Here is a 24072-nt window from a genome sequence, read left to right as displayed (position 1 = left end):
ATAACAGGCATTGATCAGACCCCTAGGCAACTTTTTGGATTTTATATAAATGCAACGCATGTCCACCAATGAGCCTTATTATCTTTTCCCTGAACTCATCAAAACCATCCAAGCTGATTTTGTCGCCTTGCTGGAGTAGATTAATTCCCTCAAAACACTGAAAGACCCAACGTAATGTTGGGTTAGATATTTCTTTATTGATTTGATTCGCTATCGTGGCTTTTTCTTTTTTCATATTCGCTCTCATTCGTCTTTGCGCGATTGAATAAACTAACAATGAAAGTGTCATCACCATCAACAGAGCATCTATTCTACTTGGCTTTTTGATAAATAATGATGAAACAAAAAACAAGGGGTCTTTTAAAAACCTAAACCCTTTTTCTACTTCAGATTGTGCTTTGTAATGCTTAAGTAAACCTACTGGTGAAAGGGCTTCTTTATCAATATTCGTTGCTAATACGAAGCATGACTTTTGTTCTACAATCTGTTTTATTGCGCTTTCGTTTTCTTCAATTTCTGCCGTGATTTGCCATTCAATATTTTTTACTGGCGCATCTTTTTTAGGTCGCCCTTTACCTTCATAGACTTTATGCTTAATAAATTGCTGAGTCGCTATTTGATGATGCTTCATCTTTTTCGCTAATTTATCTAATGCGCGTTGTGCGTCAGTTTGACAAGCGAAACGTTGAGCTTGTAAATGGAAGAGGTCTTTTTTGATGCCTGTGTGTGCTCGCTCAACTTGTCGAACAATGCTTTTTTGTGCTCGGCTATTAGCTGCTTTTGAATAAATAATCATCCATCTTTGCTTTATCCCCATATGCTCAATCTCTTCAACAACATATTGATAGTTATCATCAATATTAACCCATTGGTTGGCTGCTATGGCTGTACTTATAGAGGATTTTTCAAGAGAAATTGTTGAAGGTACTAGCGTGAGAAATTGAATTTTGGTTAAAAACTCAGCATTACTTTTATGATAAAGTTTACAGTCTGCCACAAGGTATTTAGGAGCTTGGCTTTTTTTGAACTCGTCAACAAGCGCCTTACTTCGCGCTTTAAAAATAGCGGTGTCTGCGCTGTTACCATCCCAGTTTTTACATGCAAGCGGGATCCCACCATCTTGGCTAACAATGATTTCTTGTACGACTTGTTTTAAATCAGGACGGTGAGCCTTGCTATAGCCATGAGTAATTTTAATGACGTTTTCATCACTATCTCCATCATCAAAAGCATATTCACCTGTCAGTGAGTGACTCGTTGTATCAAGTGATTCAAAGGTTTTATCAACTTGTTCTATTTCACATGCTTGTCCGGAGACTAATGAAAATAAGCTTTCACAGCCAAACTCGAAGCATTGATCGAGAGTTCTACCAAGTTTGTGACGATTAAAATGTGATGCTTGAACCCCTTCACGAAATAAATGTTCAAGAGGCAAGTTAGTAAAAAATTGAGGGCTGAGTGATAAAGGTCGATTGGCAAAACCGAGTCCATTCATGATCATGCCTTTTACAGCTTCACCGGGGGTGATTTCTTGTTTATCGTCTTGAGGTAAGTATTGATCTAAAAGGCTGACAATTTTTAAGTCTTCTATAACACCTGAAACAATACCGTGATGGTCTAACCGTTTGATTTTTAGATTCATATACACCTCAAAGTTGAGATGTTATTTTATCAAATTAAAGAGAATTAAGCGTTTAAATTAAATCGAAATTTTTGAAATTGGTCTGATCAATGTCTGATATAACCTAACCTTCTTTTAGGTGTGGGCTTACGTTTGTTACAAAGCGTGTATAAATAGCAGGTAAGTTATCAAGTATTGCCTGCTTGCCCTGTAGTTCACTGTTTTTTATACATTCAAAAAGTACTTGCTCGCTAAGTTTATTCACTAATAATTGTGATTGCTTAATATGGCTTATATGCCAAAGCTCAGGTGCGACGCCACCTAAATCATGCTGGTAAGGGCGATAAAAGCCAAATTTAACTAAGTTAGTATCAAGCCAATTACTTAAAGGCGCAAAAGGCCCACCTTGCAGGTATTCATCAGGTGTTAGCTGTAGCTTATAATCATCACTTACTGTGGCTTTATCAAACACATCTAAGTCAGTCCCTAAATGATGCCTGCTTGCCCCAGGTAGTGCAGAGTAGAGCATTATTGCTATACATTTATCAATCTCGCTTAGCTTAGTTAAATCTACAACTTCTTGCTGTTTATTATAAACAGGTCAACTACCTAAAAACTTATTATTCCAAATAATTGACTGACGTTCAAAGTCGCGAAAACTTGAGGCAATAGTAAGATCAAATCCCGCTTTTTGAGCTGCACTTTGCAGCGCTAAAAAGTCGTTAATAATAGCGCTGTGCAAGCGATGATTTTGTATATCAGTTAAATGTGTATCACTTTGCCCTGTAATACACATTATTGGTGTTGGTTGAGTGGCATCCATTATGTTAAAAGTTGCTCTAATATTTGCTCGTAAATGTTGGTAAGGGCTATTAAATCATCGGTACTTACGCATTCATCTACTTTATGAATAGTAGCGTTACGTGGCCCTAGTTCAATTACTTTAGCACCTGTTTGCGCAATAAAACGCCCGTCAGATGTGCCACCTGTGGTTTCTAGGTTTGTGGTTAAACCGGTTACCGATTTAATAGCATTGACTGTGGCATTAACAAGGGGGCCGTGCTCGGTAATAAAAGGCAAACCATTTACTATCCAACTTAATTCATAATTTAAGTTATGCTTTTGTAGAATGTCATTTACACGTTGTTGTAATTGCTCATGCGTTACTTGCGTACTAAATCTAAAGTTAAACTGTATTTCTAGTTCACCCGGGATCACATTACCAGCACCTGTGCCGCCATTAATATTTGAAATTTGAAAGCTGGTAGCAGGGAAGTATTCATTTCCGTTATCCCACACCGTTTGGCTAAGCTCAGTAAGTGCAGGGGTTGCTAGATGAATTGGGTTTTGTGCTAAATGTGGGTAGGCTACATGCCCTTGTACGCCCTTAACGGTTAAAAAAGCGGTGAGTGAGCCTCTTCGACCATTTTTAACAACATCACCTAGTACATCTCGTGATGAAGGTTCGCCAACTAGGCACATATCGATTTTTTCACCGCGTGCTTCTAGCGTATCAATTACACGAGTCGTCCCGTTTACAAATGGACCTTCTTCGTCAGAAGTAATTAAAAATGAAATTGAACCTTTATGATCTGGGTGCTTAGTAACAAAACGCTCGGTTGCTACAAGCATCGCAGCTAATGAGCCTTTCATATCGGCAGCGCCACGGCCATGTAAGAGACCGTCTTTTATTAATCCTGAAAACGGCGGATGTTGCCAATTTTTTTCAGGGCCTGTTGGCACCACATCGGTGTGACCTGCAAAACAAAAGTGCGGTGATTGTGTGCCTTTTCGAGCCCAAGTGTTAAGTGTGTCGGTAAAAAATAATGGCTCTATATTAAAACCAACCGCAGCAAGGCGATCGTTCATCATTTGTTGGCAGCCAGCGTCTTCGGGGGTTACTGACTCTCGTTGGATTAGCGCTTGAGCGAGTGCAATTACGTCAACAGTCATTATTTAAAAATCTCATCGTATTGAACTGCTTTAAAACCTAAATGGTAGCTGCCATTGTTTACGAGTACCGGGCGTTTGATCATTGCAGGTTGTTCAACTAACAGTGAAATAACACTCTCTTTAGTTAAGCTTTGTTTTTGCTCATCAGTTAATGCACGATAAGTAGTACCACGTTTATTAACAAGCTGTTCCCAATCAAGCTTATCAGCAAAGTCACTCACCATTTGCTCATTCACGCCATCTTTACGGTAGTCGTGAAAAGTAAATTCGACATTGTTATCGGTTAAATATTTTTTAGCTTTTTTAATCGTGTCACAATTGCTAATGCCGTATAAGGTAATCATAGATTTAATTCTTCTTAATAATAGTTAATAGAGTGTCTTCACCCGCTTGTACCAGTGAGTGAGAGTAATGAAATGTACCAAGGTTGTGGCCATTTAGTAAAATTAGGCTAGCAAGCATAGGAGTATCAAGCTCTCGTAAATCAAAATAAGCAAGGCGTTGGCCTTTGATTATTTTGCTACCATTGAGCTGTGCTATATGAGTGTGTGTAATTGGTTGCGATGTTGAAATGGTTAAGTTGATTAACACTTTTAACCCATTTTTTGCTTGTAATATAAACTCCGTGCCTGCATTTTTTACCTGTAATAAAGTGCCATCAAAGGGCGCTAGAATTTTATGGTTAGTTAGTTGCACTATAATACCTGGCCCAAGTGTGCCAAAGCGAAACAAAGGTTCTGGATGTTCATTTAGCTCCAGTACTTTGCCTGAAAAAGGGCTGGTAATATTAATGGCGTTACGAGGTATTTTGTTTTGCGCAATATATTCTACTTTTTGTGCTTTCATAATTTATTCAGCCACCACATTGTAGCCATCTTTTTTTAGTGCCGTAATAGCTTGAAGTGCAGTCTGCTTTTTTACAAGTATGTAATCGGTGTCGTAGGTTGAAATTGAAAATATAGATATTTTAGCACGTGCTAATACGCCCGAAATATTGGCCATTATCCCGGTCAGCGAAAAACCAAGTGGGCCAACAACTTCAAGTGCTTGCCAATTTGGCTCTGTGTCTAGGCTGTTTATTTCAAAGCTACTAGGGCATACAATTGAAAGTTCGTCGTGGGTTTTAGAAATAAAAAACAACGGGAGTTTTAACAGCGCCGCAGGTATGTCGGCATCTATATCTAAGCTATGTATAGATAAAACGGTGCTGTGTAATTGTAATGTTTGTTTTGACATTAAAAACCTGCGAAACAGCAATATCGGTAGGTTTATAGTATAGATTATTAGCTTTAAATTAAAGGTGTAACAGTAACTAACCTGATAGTAAGTGAGTTAATTCCCGAAGGTAGAAAAACTTACCCACAATTTCTGTGGATAAGTATGGGGGTTGCAGGGTATAAATAGCCTAACTAGTTAATTATTAAATAAATAATAGCTAGGCTATAAAAAGCACATGTGAGTGTTGATGTTTAATTAAGTGCTTCAGCTTGTGCTGCTTGAATGGCCGTTAGTGCAATGGTATACACAATATCATCAACTAATGCACCACGACTTAAGTCGTTAACAGGTTTGCGCATACCTTGTAGCATTGGACCAATACTTATTAAATCAGCGCTACGTTGTACTGCTTTATAGGTAGTGTTGCCTGTATTTAAATCAGGGAATATAAATACAGTCGCTTTACCTGCAACAGGGCTATTAGGTGCTTTTTTAAGTGCCACGTTTTCCATAATGGCTGCGTCGTATTGAAGTGGCCCATCAATGATTAAATCAGGACGCTTTTGCTGCGCTATTTTTGTGGCTTCGCGTACTTTTTCTACATCAGCGCCCGTGCCAGACGTACCCGTACTGTAACTGATCATAGCTACACGCGGCTCTATACCAAATGCAGCAGCAGAGTCGGCAGATTGAATCGCTATATCTGCAAGTTGTTCAGCATTAGGGTCTGGGTTAATCGCACAGTCACCATAAACTAACACTTGGTCAGGCAGCAGCATAAAAAATACGGATGATACTAACGATGATCCTGGCGCTGTCTTAATTAACTGCAGTGGTGGGCGAATTGTATTGGCAGTGGTGTTTACTGCACCCGACACTAAGCCATCTACCTTACCTTGCTCAAGCATCATTGTGCCAAGTACCACGTTATCTTGCAGTTGCTCTTGCGCGACTACGGCAGTTAGACCTTTGCTTTTACGAATTTCGACCATAGGCGCAATATAATCATTAATGATGCTTTTAGGCTCAATAATACTTACGTGTTCGTTAAGCTCAATCCCTTGTTGCTCTGCAATGCGCATTATTTCTTCGCGATCGCCAAGCAATATAGTTTTAGCAATGCCGCGTTGGCCACAAATAGCAGCCGCTTTAATAGTACGAGGTTCATTGCCTTCTGGTAGCACAACTGTTTTTCCGGCTTTACGGGCTTTGTCTGTTAACAAGTAACGAAATGCTGGAGGCGATAATTTACGTGTTTTACCTACGCTTTTTGCTAACGTGTCTAACCAGTCAGAATCAATATGTTCAGCGTTATGATCTTTTACTTTTTCAATTCGTTGGTCGTCGTCGTTTGGTACTTCCATATTAAAGTTATGCAGTAATAACGAGGTGCGCCATGTATCGCCATCAGTAGCGAGTATAGGCAAGCCAGTTTGCATAGCTTGCTCACACAAGGCCATAATACGTGGCTCTGGCTCAAAGCCACCGGTGAGTAATATAGCGCCAAGTTTAGTGCCGTTCATAGCTGATAAACACGCAGCAACAAGTATGTCTGAGCGATCGCCTGGTGTTACCAATAAGGCTCCAGGCGTAAAGTAATTTAAAATATTTGACACTGTACGCGCACAAAAAGTAATACGACGCAGGCGACGATGCAGCATATCGCCTTCGTTAATTATCGTTGCTTTTAAATACGCGCTTAAATCTTTTACGCGAGGTGCGACTAAGTCAAAATCCCAAGGGATTGCACCAAGTAGCATAAACGGGTTTTTTCTAAAAATAGGTAACGACGCTAAACGATTTAATTCGTTTTCAAGTTCTTCTGGTTTGTAGGTGTCAACTAAATCGGCGCGAGCGCGGCCCTCTTCATCAAGTGGCGCATTTACTTTATTAAAAATACAGCCAAGTACGCGAGGGTGATCAATTCCACCATAGTTACCCGCTGCGATTTCAAGGCGGTCTTCTATTTGTGTAATGCTGTAATTACCGGGGGTGAGTACAAATACAATGTCGGCGCCAAGTGTTTGTGCAATTTCACGATTTACACGTCCAGCGTAAGGTTGACGACGAGTAGGGACCATACCTTCAATGATGGCTACTTCATCGTCGTTTATTTTGCTTTCAAAACGCTCAACAATTTCCTCTAGTAGGTCGTCACCTTTGCCATCGCCAATCATTTGCTCTGAGTAATCGAGTGCAAAAGGTGTAGGTGGGTTAATCGGTGAGCCTTGGGTAACTATTTGCGTTGATTTTTCAGGGCCCGTTTCACCCGAGCGGGGCTGCGCAATTGGTTTAAAAAAGTTAACTTTAACTGTTTTTTGTTCAAGAGCACGCACTAAACCAACAGAGACAGAGGTTAGACCAACACCTGTAGAGACAGGAATTAACATAATACGACGCGCCATATTAAAGCTCCTTTGCTATGTTTGCAGCATCAAGTGCAATAACCCACTCTTCATTTGTGGGCATGACAACGGCTTTACTACGTGCCAGTGAAGAGCTAATAATGCCTTCTTGGCCAAAACGAGCATTAAGATTAGCTTGTTTATCGCAATCAAGTCCTAAAAAGGCAAGCTGTGAGATTACTTTTTCACGAATAATATCAGAGTTTTCGCCAATACCGCCGGTAAAAATAATCGCATCAAGGCGTTGTAGTGGTACCATATAAGCGGCGATTTGTTTTGAAAGACGGTAGCAAAACATATCAAGCGCGAGTATTGCTTTTTTATTACCGGCAACAGCCGCTTCTTCGATTGTGCGGCAATCATTAGAAAGCTCGCTGATACCTAATAAACCACTTTTTTGATTGAGCAAGTTATCTATTTGCTGTGCAGTGTAATCGAGCTGCGTGGTTAAAAAGTTAAACAGGCCTGGATCTATATCGCCACTACGGGTGCCCATCATTAGGCCCTCTAGTGGTGTTAGGCCCATACTGGTATCTACACTCTTACCATTTTTAATAGCACACACTGAACAACCATTACCTAAGTGGGCACTGATAAAGTTACTTTGCTCAATAGGTTGATTAAGTAGTTTTGCTGTTTGGCCTGCAACATAAAAGTGGCTTGTGCCATGAAACCCATAACGTCTAACGCCAAATTCTGTATATAGCTTATATGGCAGTGCATAAAGGTAAGCTACTTCATTCATCGTTTGGTGGAACGCAGTATCAAATACGGCTATTTGTGGTAAGCCTTCGAACGATGCCTGTGCAGATGCAATGCCTAACAAATTAGCATGTCCGTGAAGTGGCGCAAGTGTTGCTGCCTGTGTAATACCCGCAATGACCTTCTCGTCAATCAAAACAGATTGCGTAAAATGCTCGCCGCCGTGCACAACACGATGACCCACAGCAATAAGTTGCTCATCTAAGCTATGATCTTTTATTAGGCTTACTAACGTATCTATTGCCTCTGCATGGGCTTGACCTGCTACTAAGTTAATGACAGTTTTAGCGCCGTTGAATTTATATTTTATAGAAGGAGTTGTTGCACCTAAGCGCTCTGCTAGACCAGATATAATTTCGTGGCCCGTGTTTGCATCAATAATGGCAAATTTTAAGCTGGAGCTACCACAATTTAGTACTAAAACGTGTTGTGACTTAGGGGAGGTTGTTGGCATAAATTCATTTCCATAAACAAAATTTAGTAAGTGAACGTGAAACATTAATCGTTACACTCAGAGTGATAAATAAGGCTAAAACATTTAATTAAGCTAAACTAAAATGTAGCTGAATCAATGCGAAATATTTTACCCCAGTTATGGAATTTAGTTTAGTGTTTTGCACACTTTAACAGCAAATTTAAGCACTTTTACTGAGAAAGTAAAAGCCCTTAAAATTGTGTTACACTTTAGAGATAATCAATTTAGTATTGTGTTTTAATAGAGTCACTGTGAGGAGTCATGATGCAAAAAAGTGTGATGTCACAAGTACAAACAGGGCGGTTGTATGCAAAACAATGGCCAATGAGAAAAGAACTAGCACCTCTATTCATCGAGTTTAAGGTTATTAAAGCTACTGATCTTGCGATCACAGTTATGCCTATTTTAGCCATGCTTACGTTATTTTTTCAGCTGAATTACCTAGGTCCAGACTTCTTACCGCAAGCTATTGCGAGTGCTTTATTTTTTATCTCGTTACCGTTGCAAGGCTTATTGTGGCTAGGTAAACGCGCGCAAACACCTTTAGAGCCAGCCATGCAAAAGTGGTATCACGAGCTTTATACAAAAATGGTTGCCAACGGTTATCAAGCGCAGTTAAGCGAAAAAAAGCCTCGTTATTTGGAGCTTGCGAGTCTACTTAAAGACATGTTTGATAAAATGGATAAAGCGTTTACGAAAGAGCAATTTTAGACGTCGTTAAACTTACGCCTAAATAACCCCAAATTTGATTATGCAGTTTTTGTAAACTGTGTAATGTAAAATGACAAGGTGACAGTATGCTCGCCTTTTTCCTTGAGTGCTTCCCAATGTTCTGGCCTGAACTTCCATGCAAATGGCGTCATCATTATTAAGTTTTTAATATCAGTAAAGCTAAGCGCGACATGCTCTGTTAAAAGAGCTTGCTCTGATTTTTGAAACCCTTTTGGCGAAGATATTTCAGTATGTTCGTTTACTTTTGAATATATATACGACTTTAACTCTTTTAAATGACAAGGACCTGGGCTTGCAACCACTAACGTTGCACTTTGATTTGCAAGGCGCTCAAGCTCTTGCTCAAACAAAGGTGCAAATACGCTAACAAGTACATCAGCAAATTGGCTTTCAAAAGGCGCTTGGCTAATTGATGCCACACTAAAGTTGCAATTAGGGTAGCGCTTTGCTGCATATTTAACCGCAGATTTTGAAATGTCAACGCCGTACACAACTGCGTTTGTTTTACTTGCTATTGCTTGAGTATAAAACCCTTCACCGCATCCCAAATCAATAATAGTATTTGCACTTATATTACTGATTATGTCGCTAAGGTTTTGTTGCAAAAAGCCATAATAGCCACGCTCTAAAAATGCACGCCTAGCTTGTACCATTTCAAGCGAATCGCCTGGTTGTTTTGAGTTTTTTTGTTGCACAGGCAGTAAATTAACATAGCCCTCTTTAGCAACATCAAAGCTATGGTTGTTAGCACAACGAAGTGTTGAATCAGTTTTCAAAAGTGCGTGGTTACACAGTGGGCATTGATATTGTAGACTCATGAGTCTAGGTAGTCCTTATCGTAAAAAGTTTTTACCCAATGCGGGCGATAGGTGATCATAACTGTTATAGCCATACCGTTGAGCATTGCTTCAGGAAACCAAATTATGGCACTTAAATAAACGTAGTTATCTGCGAGTTCTTGCCAATTGTATTGCCCTATAGCTAAGTAAAATAAAGCACCTAGGCTTATTTTTATACAGGCTATAACCCCTGCAGTTATGAACGCACAAACAAATATATAAACAAAAAAATGACGAGGTAAATACTGGTAACTAATTATAAAGCCAAGGTAGCTTAGTAAAATAGGAATAAACGCACCAATAAGCAGTTGAACTGGTAACAGTTCAAGTTCAATTTGACCAAATGCAGTCAGTAGGGCTGTGGCAAGTAGGCTAGTTAAAATAGTCAATCGCCAGCCTAAAATTAATGTTGCAGCTGTAACGCCTAATATGTGTAAATCGAGGCCAGTTAAAATTCCTGCTTTTATTCGCCAAAGCACTGCAAACACTAACGCACATGCAAGCACGCCAGTTTGACGGGCTGGCGTATTAAGCAATGTTTTATATGTTTTTTTATCAAAGCTTAGTAGGGCAATAATAATTACAAGGGCCCAAAGTAGCCCTTGTATTGTTATGCTGAGCATAGTAATTACTTAAATGTTGACCATATAGGGGCATGATCTGAGGGTTTTTCAATGCCGCGCAGTTCGTAATCAATACCAGTATCTATACAGCGTGCTGCAAGCTCATTAGTTGCAAGTACTACATCTATTCGAAGTCCTCGGTTATCTACAAACCCCTTAGAGCGATAGTCAAACCATGAGTATTGATCGTCTGTTTCTGGGTTTTTTTCTCTAAAGGTGTCTTTAAAGCCCCAATTAAGTAATGTTGCAAGCCATTCACGCTCTACCGGTTGGAAAGAACATTTACCCGTTTTTAACCAACGTTTAGCATTTACTTCACCAATACCAATATCTAAATCGGTAGGTGATATGTTGATATCGCCCATAACAATTATATCTTGATCGGGTGTATGGTTTGTTTCAAGGTGAGTCATCAAGTCAATATAGAACTGGCGTTTATAAGGGAATTTAGTTTCGTGATTGATATTATCGCCTTGCGGGAAATAACCATTCATTACGGTTAAATCACGACCGTTTTCTTGCTCTACAGTAACGCTTATCATGCGTTTTTGCGATTCCTCTGTATCGGTAGCAAATCCTTTTAAGACCGATTTAGGCTCTTTCTTGCATAACATAGCCACACCATAATGTGCCTTTTGACCATGGTAATAAACGTGGTACCCCATTTTTTGCACATCTTCTAGTGGGAACGCCTCATCATGAACCTTAATCTCTTGCAGTCCAATCACGTCTGGTTGATGTTTATCGATAATTGCTTGTAATTGATGAAGACGAGCACGCAGACCATTGATATTGAAAGAAATTACTTTCATTGAATTTACCTTAAAATTGGTTCTATTTAATGCACTAAATTGTATCAGTATTTACGCGTACATAACATGACTGAAATGGATAAAATCGCTGCATAATTGTTGACCAAATGGTGTTTAAAGTTTAAACATTGTTAATGCTATATTAATTTGTTAAATAAATAAAAAATTCAATTGATATCTAAAAAGTAGGTTATATAATGCGCGAAATCACTCAATAAGCTCGTTCAAATAGGATCTCACATGAAAACACAACTAATTTTAGCTGCAGCACTTTTAGCATCAACTACGGTCTCGGCACAAAGTAATTCGTATTTTAGTAAAGATAATAAAATAGAATCTAAATTGTGTGTATTAAGTGCCAATGAAGGCTTTTCTGCCGCTCGTAAAGAAGCAGCCCAGCATGGTGTGTTTTTATCACGCTTTTCACAAAGTATTTTGTGTAATGGCGAAGATATTCGTGATATTGCTAAAAAAGGAACAACTACTGAAGTGATTAAAACTAAAGTTGAAGTGTTTGCTAAAGACACTCAACAAGAAACACAACTGTGTATGACTGCTTTGAAACAAGGTTTAGCGCCAGTTCGTCAAAAAATCGGTAATTTAAACTCTCTAAAGTGTAATGGTCAAAAAGTAACTGATTTTGTAAAACGTTATCAAAATGCGGCTATTTAATAACACAAAAATTTGAAAAGCATGCCCAGTATATTTATATATACTGGGCTTTTTTTTGCAAAAATTACAAAGCACTTTGCAAAGTTTTCAGATATAACTTATTGAAATTGTTTGTTAAATGCTCTTTTTATTTGTAACTATTTGATTTTAATTAGTTAATTAACATTGGCATCCGAATTGTATTAGCTAAAGTGACATTTATTTAATTACAAGGACACGTCTTATGAAAAAGTTAACATTAGCAACAACAATTTTAGCATCTTTGAGCCTCGCGGCTTGTTCTTCAAATCAAGGCCTTGAGAAAATAGACAGTGATTTTGCAAGCCTGGACAACGACAGCGATGGCTACATTTCAAAAGTCGAAGCGGATGATGATAGCATCTGGGAGCATTTTTCGAAAATTGATACCAATATGGATAATGAAATTAGCCGTAAAGAATTTAACGCCTACATGCAGCTAAATGCAGGTAAAGTGGCGACTGATAGTGACGTAAGTGAATCAGCGTTTAAAGCTGAAATAGCTAAGTTTGATAAAATTGAGAGTAGTTTTTCAAGTTTAGATAATGATAGCAACGGTTATATTTCGATTGCTGAAGGCAACGATGATGATATTTCAAATCATTTTGGTTATATGGATGAAAACCAAGATAAGCGCATCAGCAGAAGTGAGTTTAAGGGTTACATTAAAAAATACGGTAATGCTGTAGCCGAAGATGACGCACTAGAAGCAATTAAACGCAGCTAATATTTGTTGTTTTAAAGAGTAAATTAGAAGCCAGTGATAATCACTGGCTTTTTTGTGTTTAAAATCTAGTTATTTAGTAGATATATTTTCCTACTTTGGTGTTGTTCTGTCATAATAGATGGCTGTGTATTTTTATTTGTTAAGAGTGTGTATGGCGGGTCGGCGAATTAGTGATGAACAACTAGTTGAGATCATTGAAGCAGCTATTTTTGTTGCAGATAAGCCTGTTAGTAAGCGCCACCTTAAAGACGTAGTATTAATAGATTTAGCTATTTCTATGGCGCGAATAAACGACGCAATAGACACTATACAAGAACATTTTCAAACTCGTGGTATTCGTCTAGTCGAAGTTGGCAGTGGTTATCGCTTTCAGGCATGTAGTAGTTTAAGCCCTTGGTTAAATAATTTGTGGCAAGAACGTGCGCCTAAGTATTCACGTGCTTTACTGGAAACATTATCGCTTATTGCATACAGGCAGCCCATTACACGTGGCGAAATTGAGCAAGTAAGGGGAGTTACTACGGGTTCGAATATTATAAAAACCTTACTCGAAAGAGAGTGGGTTAAAGTGGTAGGGCATAAAGAGGTTCCGGGTAAACCGGCTTTATATGCAACTACAAAACAATTTTTAGATTATTTTTCGTTAACAGGTTTAGATAATTTACCAGCACTGCCAACAGAGCAGCAAAGTAAAATTAACCAGTTATTAAGTGATCCTTCTGTGAGAGAACCATCCGAATGAGTATACAAGGTGAAAAGTTACAAAAAGTCCTAGCCCGTGCAGGCGTAGGCTCGCGCCGTGAAATGGAAAAATACATTGATGCAAACCGCGTTAGTGTAAACGGTAAAGTGGCAAAGTTAGGCGACCGTGTTGAGGAAACAGACTTAATTCGTGTTGACGGACACACTGTGAAAATTGAAGAAAAAGCAGATAGAATTTGTCGTGTAATTATGTATAACAAACCAGAAGGTGAGCTAAGTACACGTAAAGATCCAGAAGGGCGTCGTACTGTATTTGACCGACTTCCTCGTATTGATGGCGATCGTTGGATTGCAGTAGGCCGCTTAGACGTTAATACATCAGGTTTGATGCTGTTTACTAATGATGGTGAGCTAGCAAACCGTTTAATGCACCCAAGTTATGAAGTAGAACGTGAATACTCTGCACGTGTATTTGGTGAAGTAACCAACGAAACGGTTAAAAACCTACTACGTGGTGTTGAGCTTGAAGATGGCCCAGCCAAATTCACGACTGTAACCCCAATGGGTGGCGAAGGTGTTAACCGATGGTTTAACGTAACGTTAAATGAAGGGCGTAACCGCGAAGTCCGCCGTTTATGGCAATCTCAAGATGCGGAAGTATCTCGTCTTATTCGTATTCGTTACGGTAAATTGGAGCTAGATAAGCGCGTACCGCAAGGTGGTTGGATGGAGTATGATCTAGAAACGGTAAACTATTTACGTAAAACTGTTAAATTAGGTCGGGAGACGCAGACTAAGCTTTCTGTTATGCCAGAAAAGCGCAAAGATAAACGCGCTAAAATCAACCAAATCCGTAAAGCAGTTAAAAAACACAATCAACGTGTTAAGCCGACTAAACGTAAATAGTCAATTAGTTATTTATTTAACACAAAAAAGCCGCTAATTGCGGCTTTTTTAATGTGCTTTTAAATAACACAGGACTTAGGCTGGGTTATTTTTTTACCTGAGCATCTAACGATTCGCCATTCACTTCACTAGAATCGTCACTCATTAGATATAAATAGGTAGGCATTAAATCCTCTGGTGTAGCAAGCGCGTCTCTATCTTCACCTGGATATGCAGCCGCTCGCATTGAAGTGCGCGTAGCACCTGGGTTAATACAGTTTACACGAATGTTTGTTTTACCTACTTCACATGCCCATGTTTGCATCATGCCTTCTACTGCAAATTTCGAAATGGCATAAGGTCCCCAAAATTCACGGCCTTTGCGACCAACACCTGATGATGTGAATACGATTGATGCATTATCAGATTTACGAAGAACCGGAAACAAGGCTTTAGTGATCATCGCTTGTGCAGTCACGTTTACTTTCATTATGTTTTCGAACGTAGATGAGCAAAAATGCTCAAGTGGGCCAAGCGAGCCTAAAATACCGGCATTATTAAGAAGCCCATCTAGGCGGCCAAACTGATATTCAATCGTTGCGGCAAGGTCGCGGTAGTTTTGCTTCGTTGCGCCTTTTAAATCCATAGGCACAATTGCAGGTTTAGGATAACCTGCATTAACAATTTCATCGTAAACACATTCAAGTTTATTAGTTGTTTTACCTAATAAAATAACCGTAGCACCATACTTTGCATATGTAATGGCTGCTACTCTACCAATGCCATCGCCGGCGCCTGTTATTAAAATAACTTTATCTTTGAGTGCGTTTTCAGCTGCTTGATAAGTGTGCATAAAAGTACCAAATTGTATGATTTTTTTAATTTTAACATAGCAAAACGTGAAGTAATCGAATTTATTGCAAAATTAGGTGGCGAAAATAGAAACTTTACGTTAAGTTTAACTGGTCTAATGTCTCATTAATAACCTGATTACATTGTTTTAACTTAATACACTGATTAAACACACTATAAAAATAAAATATGTGCGGAGCCAACAATATGAAAAAAATGCTACTTTCACTCTCGGTTACAGCTGCTTTAGCAGGTTGTGGCGGTGGAGAAACGTTAAAAGATGTTAAAAACGACACAGCCCCAGTTATTCCAACGGCAACAGTAAGTTTTGACCCTGCTAATGGAGTTATATCTGTTCCAAACGATTTGTTAATGAGTGGTACCCAAGACGGTACATTAAACATTCCTGGTGAATTAGATGATGATAACGTGTCTATTCCACGCACAGCTTATGCCAACCCACAATTGGCTCTAGGCGCACTTGACGGTTGGTCTTCGCAGGTTCCTTATAAAATTGATTTAACATTCCCACCGAGTGTGAGTTTAGATGAAGCGTCTGCTGGGGCTCCTGGTACGGTTAGAATTTTTGAAGTAATAATGGGGGCAAGCTTAACGGATGAAGAATGTTCGGTAGTAGCTGCAGGTACTGCTTGTAAATTAGTGGGCGAACTTACCTTTGGTGTTGACTTTGTTACTCAAGCTTCAGGTAATGCTGTTGCAATTGTTCCTCTAAAACCATTTAAAGCTGGTAGTTCATACATTAATGTATTAACAACAGGGCTTAAAGACTCATTGGGTCGCTCTATTGAGCCATCTTCAACTTATGGGTTAGTTAAACAAGAAGCGCCATTAATTACAGCAGCCCAACTTGGTTTGCAGGGCGCAGTTAATAGCTACGAAAATGTAGTTGTTAGTTCTGGAAATATTACGAAAGACGACATTATTTTCTCAGGTGCGATGACTATTCAATCAGCAGGACCTGTGCTGGGGACTATCAAGCAGTTGTTAGCAGTGAGCTTGCAACAGCCAAGTATGGCAACACCTGCTGTGCAAGTACCAGAACAACCAATGGTAAATGTACAACAAGTATTTGCTTCACAAGGTGTTGAAGTATCGCCTGCTTTTTCTGGTGTTCAATATCAAAAGGGTAGCATTATGCTTCCTATGTACCTAGGGACTCCAACAGGCACTGAGATAAGTGATTTAAACGATACATATTGGGAAGGTATGTGTGATAACGCGGTAGCAATACTTGGTTATAAAGCTGTTGCCGGTGATGCTTTTCCTGCAGAACCTATTAGTGAGAATGACGGGTTATGTTTTGCATTGAGTAGTGGACAGCTTCGAGATTTAGGTTTAGACAGCACGCGTCATTTAACTAAATATAATACCATTCCAAAAGTACAAAGCATGGCGAATGTGCCAGTACAACTAACAAAACCTATTTTACCAATTATTAACGGTGTTCGTGCGCAACTACAATTACCGGCTATTGAAATGCCAGAAAATGGCTGGCCTGTTGTAATTATGCAACATGGTATTACTACGCAAAAAGAAAGTATGCTAGCGTTAACTGCCCAACTTTCTATTCAAGGTTTTGCAACTGTAGCAATTGACCACCCAAGACATGGTGAACGCGGTATCGATGTTGATGGTGATGGAAGTGATGACTTTAATGCAACAACAGGTTCGGTACTTAGTTATATGGACTTGAGTTCATTACTTGTTGCGCGAGATAGCCTACGTCAATCAGCGGCTGATTTATTAGGCTTACGCTTGGGTTTAAACTTTATTAACGATACGACTATCAATAGTAAAGATGTTACCTACATCGGGCATTCGTTAGGGGCTATTGTAGCCCCGGCATTTATTGCTCAAGCTAATAGCCCAATGGCGCCTACTGTTGACCCACTGTTTAATGTAAATACAGTAGCACTTGCAAGTGGCGGCGGTGGCATAGCAAGCTTCTTACTTGAATCTGCTGCGTTTGGTCCATTTATTCAAGGTTCAGTACTTTCACAAGCTGGTACAACCGAAGCTGATGAACTTAATGTCTACCTACAAGGCGCTGCGCTTTCTAACTGTGGCTCATTAGTACCAGACATGGAAGCTTACTTGACATGTGGTTACAATGAATATGTTGCATCACTTACTACTGCGGGTGAAACGACTAAACTTACTAACATTCAAGGTGTATTTACACAGTTTGCATTTGCGGCACAAACAGCACTTGATAGTGGCAATCCAACTAACTACGCTGCCACGGTGAAAGCATTAGGTACTCCTGTTTATACTAATGTTGTTGTGGGTGATGGTGTTGATAACAAGCCCGACCAAGTGATACCGCCAATGGCAGCTAATAATCCTATTTCTGGCACAATTCCATTAGCTAACTTGATGGGTCTTGAAACAGTAAGTACTTCGCAAGCATTAAGTGAAACACCTTCGAGCTATTTAGTTAAATTTACTAAAGGGCATCATGGTTCTATATTAACGCCAGCTCAAGATGCTGCAAAGGCTTCAACTGTTGAAGGCAGTGCTGCTGCTAATGCAGAAATGCAGCTGCAAGTAGCTACTTATTTAGCTGCACGTGGACGTATGTTATTAGTTTCCAACCCTGAGGTTGTGACTGATTAATAACCAGTAAAATAATTAACCTTTAAAAGCCACTGAAAAGTGGCTTTTTTTTGTTTTAAAGCATGTTAAATTAGCTGAAATTTATAAATGGAGAAACCAGTTGGAATTTTTATACGAGTACGGTTTGTTTTTTGCTAAAACAGTTACTTTTGTTATCGCTATCGCAGTTATTCTAATGTTAATAGTTGGCGCTGCAGTTAAGCCAAAAGCTAAAAAAGGTGAAATACAAATAGATGATATATCAGAACAATTAGTAGAACTTAAAGAAAGTTTTTTGCAAAATACGCTCGGTAAAAAAGAGCTAAAGGCGCATCAAAAGGAGTTAAAAACGCAAAGTAAAAAAGCAGATAAAGACGAAGCTAAACCTCGTTTATATGTAATTGACTTTGTGGGCAGTATGGATGCACACGAGGTGGAAAGCTTACGAGAAGAAATAACAGCCATTATCTCTATTGCTGAGCCTAGTAAAGACAAGGTCCTTATTCGTTTAGAAAGTGGTGGCGGGGTTGTACATGGCTACGGACTTGCTGCTTCGCAACTACAGCGTATTAAAAATGCTGGCATACCCTTGAGTGTCTCAATTGATAAAGTGGCTGCCAGTGGAGGGTACATGATGGCATGTGTTGCCGATGAAATACTCGCTGCACCATTTGCAATTGTTGGCTCTATTGGGGTGATTGCTCAAATTCCTAACTTTAATAAAATATTGAAGAAAAATGATGTCGAATTTGAACAAATAACCGCTGGTGAGTTTAAGCGTACACTGACTTTATTTGGTGAGAATACGGATAAAGCTCGTGAAAAATTTCGCGAAGAAATTGAACAAACTCACGACTTATTTAAAACATTTGTGAGTACGCAACGTCCTAGTTTAGACATGAGTTTAGTCGCCACAGGCGAGCATTGGTTTGCAACTCAGGCTATTGAAAAAGGCTTGGTAGATGTTATAAAAACAAGTGATGATGCTTTATTAGAGCAGCAACATGAACGCCAAATCTATAAAATTAAATATAAAGTCAAAAAAGGACTGAGCGATAAGCTAGCGCTTGGCTTGAGTAGTGGCGTAAATAAAGTCGGGATAAACTTACTTTCTAAATTTAAGTCCCTAAATCCTTAGATTAGAATTTTTAACCTGAGAACAAGCTAATTATTTTTACTCGAAAAAAACCTTGATGGATTGCATCAAGGTTTTTTTATAGCTGTATAAATGTAGCTTATGAGTCAATTGATTTATGATAATCTTCTAAATCTTTAGCTGCGTTAGGGTCATTGAATACGCTTTCATCAAGTTCACCTTCAGACTTGGCAACAACACAGGTAACCATACAGTCACCAGTAACATTTACCGCAGTACGGGTCATATCTAGCAATCTATCTACGCCAATTATAATAGCAATCCCTTCTACAGGTAAGCCAACTTGGTTAAGTACCATTGCCAACATTATTAAGCCAACACCAGGAACACCAGCTGTGCCTACAGAGGCGAGCGTAGCTGTTAATATGACCATTAAATAGTCAGAAATCGTTAAGTCAACACTAAATACTTGTGCAATAAATACGGTTGCGACGCCTTGCATAATCGCTGTACCATCCATATTAATGGTTGCACCTAGGGGTATAGTAAATGAGGCAACAGAGTTGCTTGCACCTAACTTTTTAGTCGCAGTTTCAAGTGTAATAGGCATGGTTGCGCTAGAACTTGATGTACTAAATGCAAATAAACAGGTGTGCTTCATTTTAGCTAAGAAAATACGCGGGTTTAAGCCTGTTAGTATTTTTAATAGTAATGTGTAATTTACAAGCGCATGTAATAGCAGGGCCAAAACAACAACGCCAAAATATTTACCTAGGCTCACAATTAAATTGAGCTCTATTGTAGTGAACAGCTTTGCCATTAAAAAGAACACGCCATATGGTGCGATGTTCATTAATAAAGTAACTAATTTTAAAATAACTGTGTTTAAGTCTTCAAATACATCAGCAACGCGTTTGCCTGCTTTACCACTTAGTGCCATAGCAATACCAAATAGTAATGCAAATACAATGACTTGTAGCATGTTGCCTTTAGCCATTGCTTCAAATGGATTTGTTGGGAACATGTCTATAATAACTCTAGCTAGAGTAGGTGCTTCTTTTGCATCGTAACTCGCTTGAGAAGGTAAGCCAATTCCTTCCCCAGGATTAAATAATAAGGCTAGGGAGATTGCTACTGTAATAGCTATAGCTGTAGTTAGTAAATATAAACTAATAGATTTGCCACCTAAGCGTCCCAGTTTTTTTGGATCGCTAAGGCTGCAGGTTCCACAGACAAGTGAAACAAAAACGAGCGGAACAACTAACATTTTTAAGCTAGCGATGAATATTTGCCCACCCACATGAAAAAGGCCATCGACAAAAAATGCTTTAATTGGCAAAGAGAATAACCCAAGTGGTATTAGATAATCGTCTTCACCAGCTAAAATAGCCTGAAATATAAAGCCTACTACAACCCCTAACCCCATACCTATCATGATGCGAGTGGTTAAACTCATTGAACGGATTTTTGACATATACCCTAATCTACTTTTAATAAATTTTGTCATAGACTACCAGCCTATAAATATTTATACAGAAAAAGTTAGTATTTATTGAAAATTATTTTATACAAAAAAGTAATAAAAAACTGTGATTTTAAACTAGGTTATAGGTTAATATTAGGTAAATAACGTTTAGTTAATAATAACAACACTAGGGAGAGGTCAATGCCTTTAACGCGATTGCTCAGTATTATGTTACTTAGCTTTTTACTCATGGCTTGTGGCGGAGGTGGAACGCTTGAAAAAGATGGCACAGTGGGTAGTGATACTGATACCGACACAACTGTTTATACAGTAACCCTTCAAGGGTATTCTCAAACTAGTGACTCTGAATCAAATGCAGTAACTGCTGACGCGCCAATAGATTTACGTGTAACACTTAAACAAAATGATACCCCAGTTGCAGGTAGACGCATAACGTTCAGTTTAGCTGATGGTGTGGGTGAACTTAATCCAGAGTCGGCATTAACCCAAAGTGACGGTATTGCCACTGTTGAACTTTCTGCGGGAACAATTACTGGCGCGGGAGAAGTTACTGCGACGTATACTATTGATGGCGCAACGTATACAGACGTCTTTGATTTTCAGACTCAAACTGAAGTTATACCTAAAGTAGAGTTGGCCGTTAATTTACAAACATTAAATGGGGGAGAGGCCAGAAATGTAAATTTTTTAACACCTGCAATTGCACAAGCAATACTTCTGTTAGATGGTGAACCAGCTGCTTTTCAGCTAATACAATTTAATCTATCAGGCTTTGGAACAATAAATCCGTCTAATGGAACAGCAATGACCAATAATGAAGGCATTGCTAAAATAGATATACTTGCTGGCACTGAAGCTGGTGCAGGAACTGTTTCAGCTACTTATATTACTGAAGATGGCAGTAGTATAAACTCTAATGCTTATACTTACACTACAGCAGGCGACGCTCCTGTGCTGGGATTGTCGGAAGATTTTACGATTAATTTAAGCTTACTTTCGGCGACAACGCTGGCACAAACGAGCCAGATTAGTGCAAGTGAAAGTGGTTTAATTAAGGCGCTTGTTCTAGATTCTGATAGTCAACCGGCGGTTGGAGAAGTTGTTACCTTTAACTCATCGCTTGGTAGTTTATTGCCCAGTTCAGGGACTGCACTGACTGACTCAAAGGGCATAGCTACGCTTAATTTGACATCAGGAACAATTGAAGGGGCTGGTATTGTTACCGCTCAGTTTGAAGCGGTTGAATCTACATTGGGCTTTTATACCAGTGGGGATGCGATTGATCCGAATCAAAGCAGTGCCGATATAGCATTTACAATATTCCAAAACTGCCCAGCTGACTTCAAAACGACGAAGGATGTGAGTTTATGTGAAGAGACTGCCGGTATTTCTGGTGATTCAATCGGCATCCTTTATATTAAAGTTAATAAAAAAGATTCAACCATACCACTAACTCAAACTCTCGTTACGGCAACAACAACGATTGGCTCTATTTCACCTACAACGGGCACCGCAATCACCGATGTAAATGGTATTGCAATACTTGATATTATCCCTGGCAGAGATGTAGGGGCTGGAGAAATAACTGTTTCAGTATTGGGGAGCAGCATTACCAAAGCATTTCAGATAGCTGCTGTAGATATTGATATTACTATAACAAGCTCTTTAGCTGATGATGAATTTCTAGCCGCAGGTGCTACAGCACTAATTTCTATTGAAATTACTAAAGATGGTGAAGCCTATACAACCCCATTAAATGTAGAATTTTCATCAGGCTGTGTTGCAAGTGGTTTAGCTGTGATGGATGAAGCTGTTACCAGCATTGGTGGTTTCGCTCGTTCAACTTACCGACCTTTAACGTGTGTTGGCGGCGATATTATTACTGCAACAGTTGTTACTGGTGGTGATACTGTATCAGGTACGGCAACGATTAATGTATCTCCAGCTGATATTGGCTTCATCCAATTTATTGAAGTAACACAACCTGTTATTTCATTAAAAGGTACAGGTGGAGCTAACAGAAGTGAAATTTCAGAAGTTAGATTTAAACTAATTGATTCTAACGGTAATGCACTAGCTTCTAGAACTGTCAACTTTACATTATCCACTTCAGTAGGTGGAATTACGCTTAGTACCGCTTCGGCTATCACCAATAGTGCTGGTGAGATACAGACTACAGTTCAGTCTGGTGCAGTTGCGACGCCTGTGCGTGTTATTGCTTCAAGTAAAGATGATGTTGGTGGCGAAACTGTGGTTGTAACAGCGCCTTCGGATATTTTAGTTATAAGCACAGGGATTGCTGATCAAAATAGCTTTTCACTATCTCGCTCAGAGTTTAATACGCATGGTTTAAATGTTGATGGGACTTTAGTATCTGTTAATGCGCGCTTAGCCGATCATTTTAATAACCCGGTACCAGATGGCACTGCTGTAAGTTTTATTACTGAAGGTGGTGTTATCGAACCAAGCTGTACGACTACGAATGGCGTTTGTAGTGTTACTTGGACTAGTAGTAATCCACGCCCGTTTACCGATTCAATGTACGAAAATACAATTGCTCAAAAATGTGATGGTGGATTACCGTGTCCATTAGGTATTTTAAATAATGATCTAACATTAGATTTACCATTAGGGGGGCGTGCAACCGTTCATGCATATGCTATTGGTGAAGAGACTTTTTCAGACTTAAATGGTAATGGTTACTTTGATAGCGAAGACTTCTTTGATGATTTATTTGATATTCCAGAAGCTTTTATTGATAACAATGAAGATGGCACTTTTGGCGGTAAAGACTGTAACGATGGAACGGATCCTTGTTCACGTGATAACTCAACAGGCGATGAGTTTGAAGAGTTTGTAGATTTTGATGGTAATGGTTCTTGGACTACAGAGAACGGTTTATATAATGGTTTACTATGCCGTCAAGAAGACGAAACTGCTGGTATATGCAGCCGCCAAATGGTTAACGTATTTCAAAACCAAGAAATTGTAATGTCTGGTGATGCTGCTTTCTTTAGGTTAATAACTTATGCCAATGATTGTGCTGCTATTACAGGCGTAACAGCGACTGAGGTGCGTGTAAATAGTGACCCTACAGGGCCTTTAGTGCGTAGTTCAACAGGCCAGCTAATGTGTGGAGTTGATTCAATAGACTTAACAGAAGCGACAGGAACTAATAGTGTTGGATTAACTGTGTTCATAGCTGATGCCTATAATAACCCTTTACCCGTTGGGAGTGAGGTAAGTATCGCCTCTGAAAATGGTATTCTAACGGGCACTAACAGTTATATCTTTCCTAATACAACAAGTTTTGTGCCTGTAGGTATTTCCTTTGGTATAACAAGAGAGCCAGCCGATGGAAGAAATGATATAACTGATGGTTTTTTAACAATTAGTGTTGAAGCTACATCGGGTCTTATTTCGTCAACTTCAATTGCAGTTACTGACGACGCTAAGCTATAATTTTATGATGTTTTAAAAAAATGCCAACCTTTAGGTTGGCATTTTTGTTTGTGTTCTATATATTCCACAACAATTATTCTAAAAACACCTGTTTGTTTAAATTAGCAACAGAAATT

The 24072-nt window shown here is 39.1% G+C and carries 20 protein-coding genes and 1 pseudogene; 8 read left to right on the top strand and 13 right to left on the bottom strand.

Annotated features, from left to right (window positions below; genetic code table 11):
* Nucleotides 1-22 precede the first annotated feature (22 nt).
* The 8 genes and pseudogenes from AC0VZ4_RS11585 to AC0VZ4_RS11550 form a co-directional block, all read right to left on the bottom strand.
* Nucleotides 23-1642: an IS1634 family transposase gene (locus tag AC0VZ4_RS11585; RefSeq protein ID WP_475439728.1), complete on the bottom strand. Its 1620-nt coding sequence runs from the start codon at nucleotides 1640-1642 to the stop codon at nucleotides 23-25.
* A 103-nt stretch (nucleotides 1643-1745) separates the two neighbouring features.
* A pseudogene (locus AC0VZ4_RS11580) lies at nucleotides 1746-2444 on the bottom strand (M15 family metallopeptidase).
* On the bottom strand, nucleotides 2444-3574 hold the full coding sequence (dapE, locus tag AC0VZ4_RS11575) for a succinyl-diaminopimelate desuccinylase (RefSeq protein ID WP_033029497.1): 1131 nt from the start codon (nucleotides 3572-3574) through the stop codon (nucleotides 2444-2446). Before dapE ends, AC0VZ4_RS11580 begins: the two are co-directional and overlap by 1 nt.
* Entirely contained in the window at nucleotides 3574-3918 is a 345-nt protein-coding gene (locus AC0VZ4_RS11570) for an ArsC family reductase (protein WP_475439743.1), read from the bottom strand. Before AC0VZ4_RS11570 ends, dapE begins: the two co-directional genes overlap by 1 nt.
* A 4-nt stretch (nucleotides 3919-3922) precedes the next feature.
* Nucleotides 3923-4420, bottom strand: coding sequence for a PTS glucose transporter subunit IIA (locus AC0VZ4_RS11565; RefSeq protein ID WP_007375397.1), 498 nt, complete (start codon nucleotides 4418-4420; stop codon nucleotides 3923-3925).
* A 3-nt stretch (nucleotides 4421-4423) separates the two neighbouring features.
* A complete protein-coding gene (locus AC0VZ4_RS11560) occupies nucleotides 4424-4810 on the bottom strand; it encodes an ACT domain-containing protein (RefSeq protein ID WP_007375396.1) in 387 nt (128 codons plus the stop codon).
* 233 nt (nucleotides 4811-5043) lie between these two features.
* Entirely contained in the window at nucleotides 5044-7197 is a 2154-nt protein-coding gene (gene pta / locus AC0VZ4_RS11555; protein ID WP_475439742.1) for a phosphate acetyltransferase, read from the bottom strand.
* Between the two features lies 1 nt (nucleotide 7198).
* Nucleotides 7199-8413 (bottom strand): acetate kinase, encoded by a 1215-nt coding sequence (locus AC0VZ4_RS11550; RefSeq protein ID WP_475439741.1) that lies wholly within the window; start codon nucleotides 8411-8413, stop codon nucleotides 7199-7201.
* Between the two features lie 285 nt (nucleotides 8414-8698).
* Between AC0VZ4_RS11550 and yfbV the strand changes: the two genes are divergently transcribed.
* Nucleotides 8699-9145 carry a terminus macrodomain insulation protein YfbV gene (gene yfbV, locus AC0VZ4_RS11545; RefSeq protein WP_007375393.1) on the top strand — a complete coding sequence of 149 codons (447 nt, stop codon included), beginning with the start codon at nucleotides 8699-8701 and terminating at the stop codon, nucleotides 9143-9145.
* Nucleotides 9146-9183: 38 nt separating this feature from the next.
* Here yfbV and AC0VZ4_RS11540 read toward each other — a convergent pair whose 3' ends face one another.
* From AC0VZ4_RS11540 to xthA, 3 genes are read right to left on the bottom strand one after another with little or no spacing between them, the layout of a single operon-like run.
* Complete coding sequence (locus tag AC0VZ4_RS11540; RefSeq protein ID WP_007375392.1) at nucleotides 9184-9984, bottom strand: putative RNA methyltransferase; 801 nt, start codon at nucleotides 9982-9984, stop codon at nucleotides 9184-9186.
* Nucleotides 9981-10628 (bottom strand): energy-coupling factor ABC transporter permease, encoded by a 648-nt coding sequence (locus AC0VZ4_RS11535; RefSeq protein ID WP_475439740.1) that lies wholly within the window; start codon nucleotides 10626-10628, stop codon nucleotides 9981-9983. The genes AC0VZ4_RS11540 and AC0VZ4_RS11535 overlap by 4 nt, the downstream gene beginning before the upstream one ends.
* 5 nt (nucleotides 10629-10633) lie before the next feature.
* Entirely contained in the window at nucleotides 10634-11440 is an 807-nt protein-coding gene (gene xthA / locus AC0VZ4_RS11530) for an exodeoxyribonuclease III (protein WP_475439739.1), read from the bottom strand.
* Between the two features lie 240 nt (nucleotides 11441-11680).
* Here xthA and AC0VZ4_RS11525 point away from each other — a divergent pair, with 240 nt between their 5' ends.
* The 4 genes from AC0VZ4_RS11525 (at nucleotide 11681) to rluB (ending at nucleotide 14465) form a co-directional block, all read left to right on the top strand.
* Nucleotides 11681-12112, top strand: coding sequence for a hypothetical protein (locus tag AC0VZ4_RS11525; protein WP_008134083.1), 432 nt, complete (start codon nucleotides 11681-11683; stop codon nucleotides 12110-12112).
* A gap of 223 nt (nucleotides 12113-12335) precedes the next feature.
* Entirely contained in the window at nucleotides 12336-12857 is a 522-nt protein-coding gene (locus tag AC0VZ4_RS11520) for an EF-hand domain-containing protein (RefSeq protein WP_475439738.1), read from the top strand.
* 151 nt (nucleotides 12858-13008) lie between these two features.
* Entirely contained in the window at nucleotides 13009-13599 is a 591-nt protein-coding gene (scpB, locus tag AC0VZ4_RS11515) for an SMC-Scp complex subunit ScpB (RefSeq protein WP_007375387.1), read from the top strand.
* On the top strand, nucleotides 13596-14465 hold the full coding sequence (gene rluB / locus AC0VZ4_RS11510; protein WP_002959716.1) for a 23S rRNA pseudouridine(2605) synthase RluB: 870 nt from the start codon (nucleotides 13596-13598) through the stop codon (nucleotides 14463-14465). Before scpB ends, rluB begins: the two co-directional genes overlap by 4 nt.
* An 85-nt stretch (nucleotides 14466-14550) precedes the next feature.
* On the opposite strand, the gene AC0VZ4_RS11505 is transcribed toward rluB, so the two are convergent.
* On the bottom strand, nucleotides 14551-15297 hold the full coding sequence (locus AC0VZ4_RS11505) for a YciK family oxidoreductase (protein ID WP_007375386.1): 747 nt from the start codon (nucleotides 15295-15297) through the stop codon (nucleotides 14551-14553).
* A gap of 206 nt (nucleotides 15298-15503) precedes the next feature.
* On the opposite strand from AC0VZ4_RS11505, the gene AC0VZ4_RS11500 reads away from it, so the two are divergent.
* Together AC0VZ4_RS11500 and sohB are read left to right on the top strand one after the other, a co-directional pair.
* Nucleotides 15504-17933 carry a VolA/Pla-1 family phospholipase gene (locus AC0VZ4_RS11500; RefSeq protein WP_475439737.1) on the top strand — a complete coding sequence of 810 codons (2430 nt, stop codon included), beginning with the start codon at nucleotides 15504-15506 and terminating at the stop codon, nucleotides 17931-17933.
* A 100-nt stretch (nucleotides 17934-18033) separates the two neighbouring features.
* Nucleotides 18034-19050: a protease SohB gene (gene sohB / locus AC0VZ4_RS11495; RefSeq protein ID WP_475439736.1), complete on the top strand. Its 1017-nt coding sequence runs from the start codon at nucleotides 18034-18036 to the stop codon at nucleotides 19048-19050.
* 97 nt (nucleotides 19051-19147) lie between these two features.
* On the opposite strand, the gene AC0VZ4_RS11490 is transcribed toward sohB, so the two are convergent.
* A complete protein-coding gene (locus AC0VZ4_RS11490) occupies nucleotides 19148-20482 on the bottom strand; it encodes a dicarboxylate/amino acid:cation symporter (RefSeq protein WP_475441646.1) in 1335 nt (444 codons plus the stop codon).
* Nucleotides 20483-20674: 192 nt separating this feature from the next.
* Here AC0VZ4_RS11490 and AC0VZ4_RS11485 point away from each other — a divergent pair, with 192 nt between their 5' ends.
* Nucleotides 20675-23956 carry an Ig domain-containing protein gene (locus AC0VZ4_RS11485; protein ID WP_475439735.1) on the top strand — a complete coding sequence of 1094 codons (3282 nt, stop codon included), beginning with the start codon at nucleotides 20675-20677 and terminating at the stop codon, nucleotides 23954-23956.
* The last annotated feature ends 116 nt before the right edge of the window (nucleotides 23957-24072 follow it).

Source organism: Pseudoalteromonas sp. QJM3NY_22 (assembly GCF_056173065.1).
Note: the sequence above shows the minus strand (reverse complement) of the source record. Positions and strands in the feature narration are given on the sequence as shown.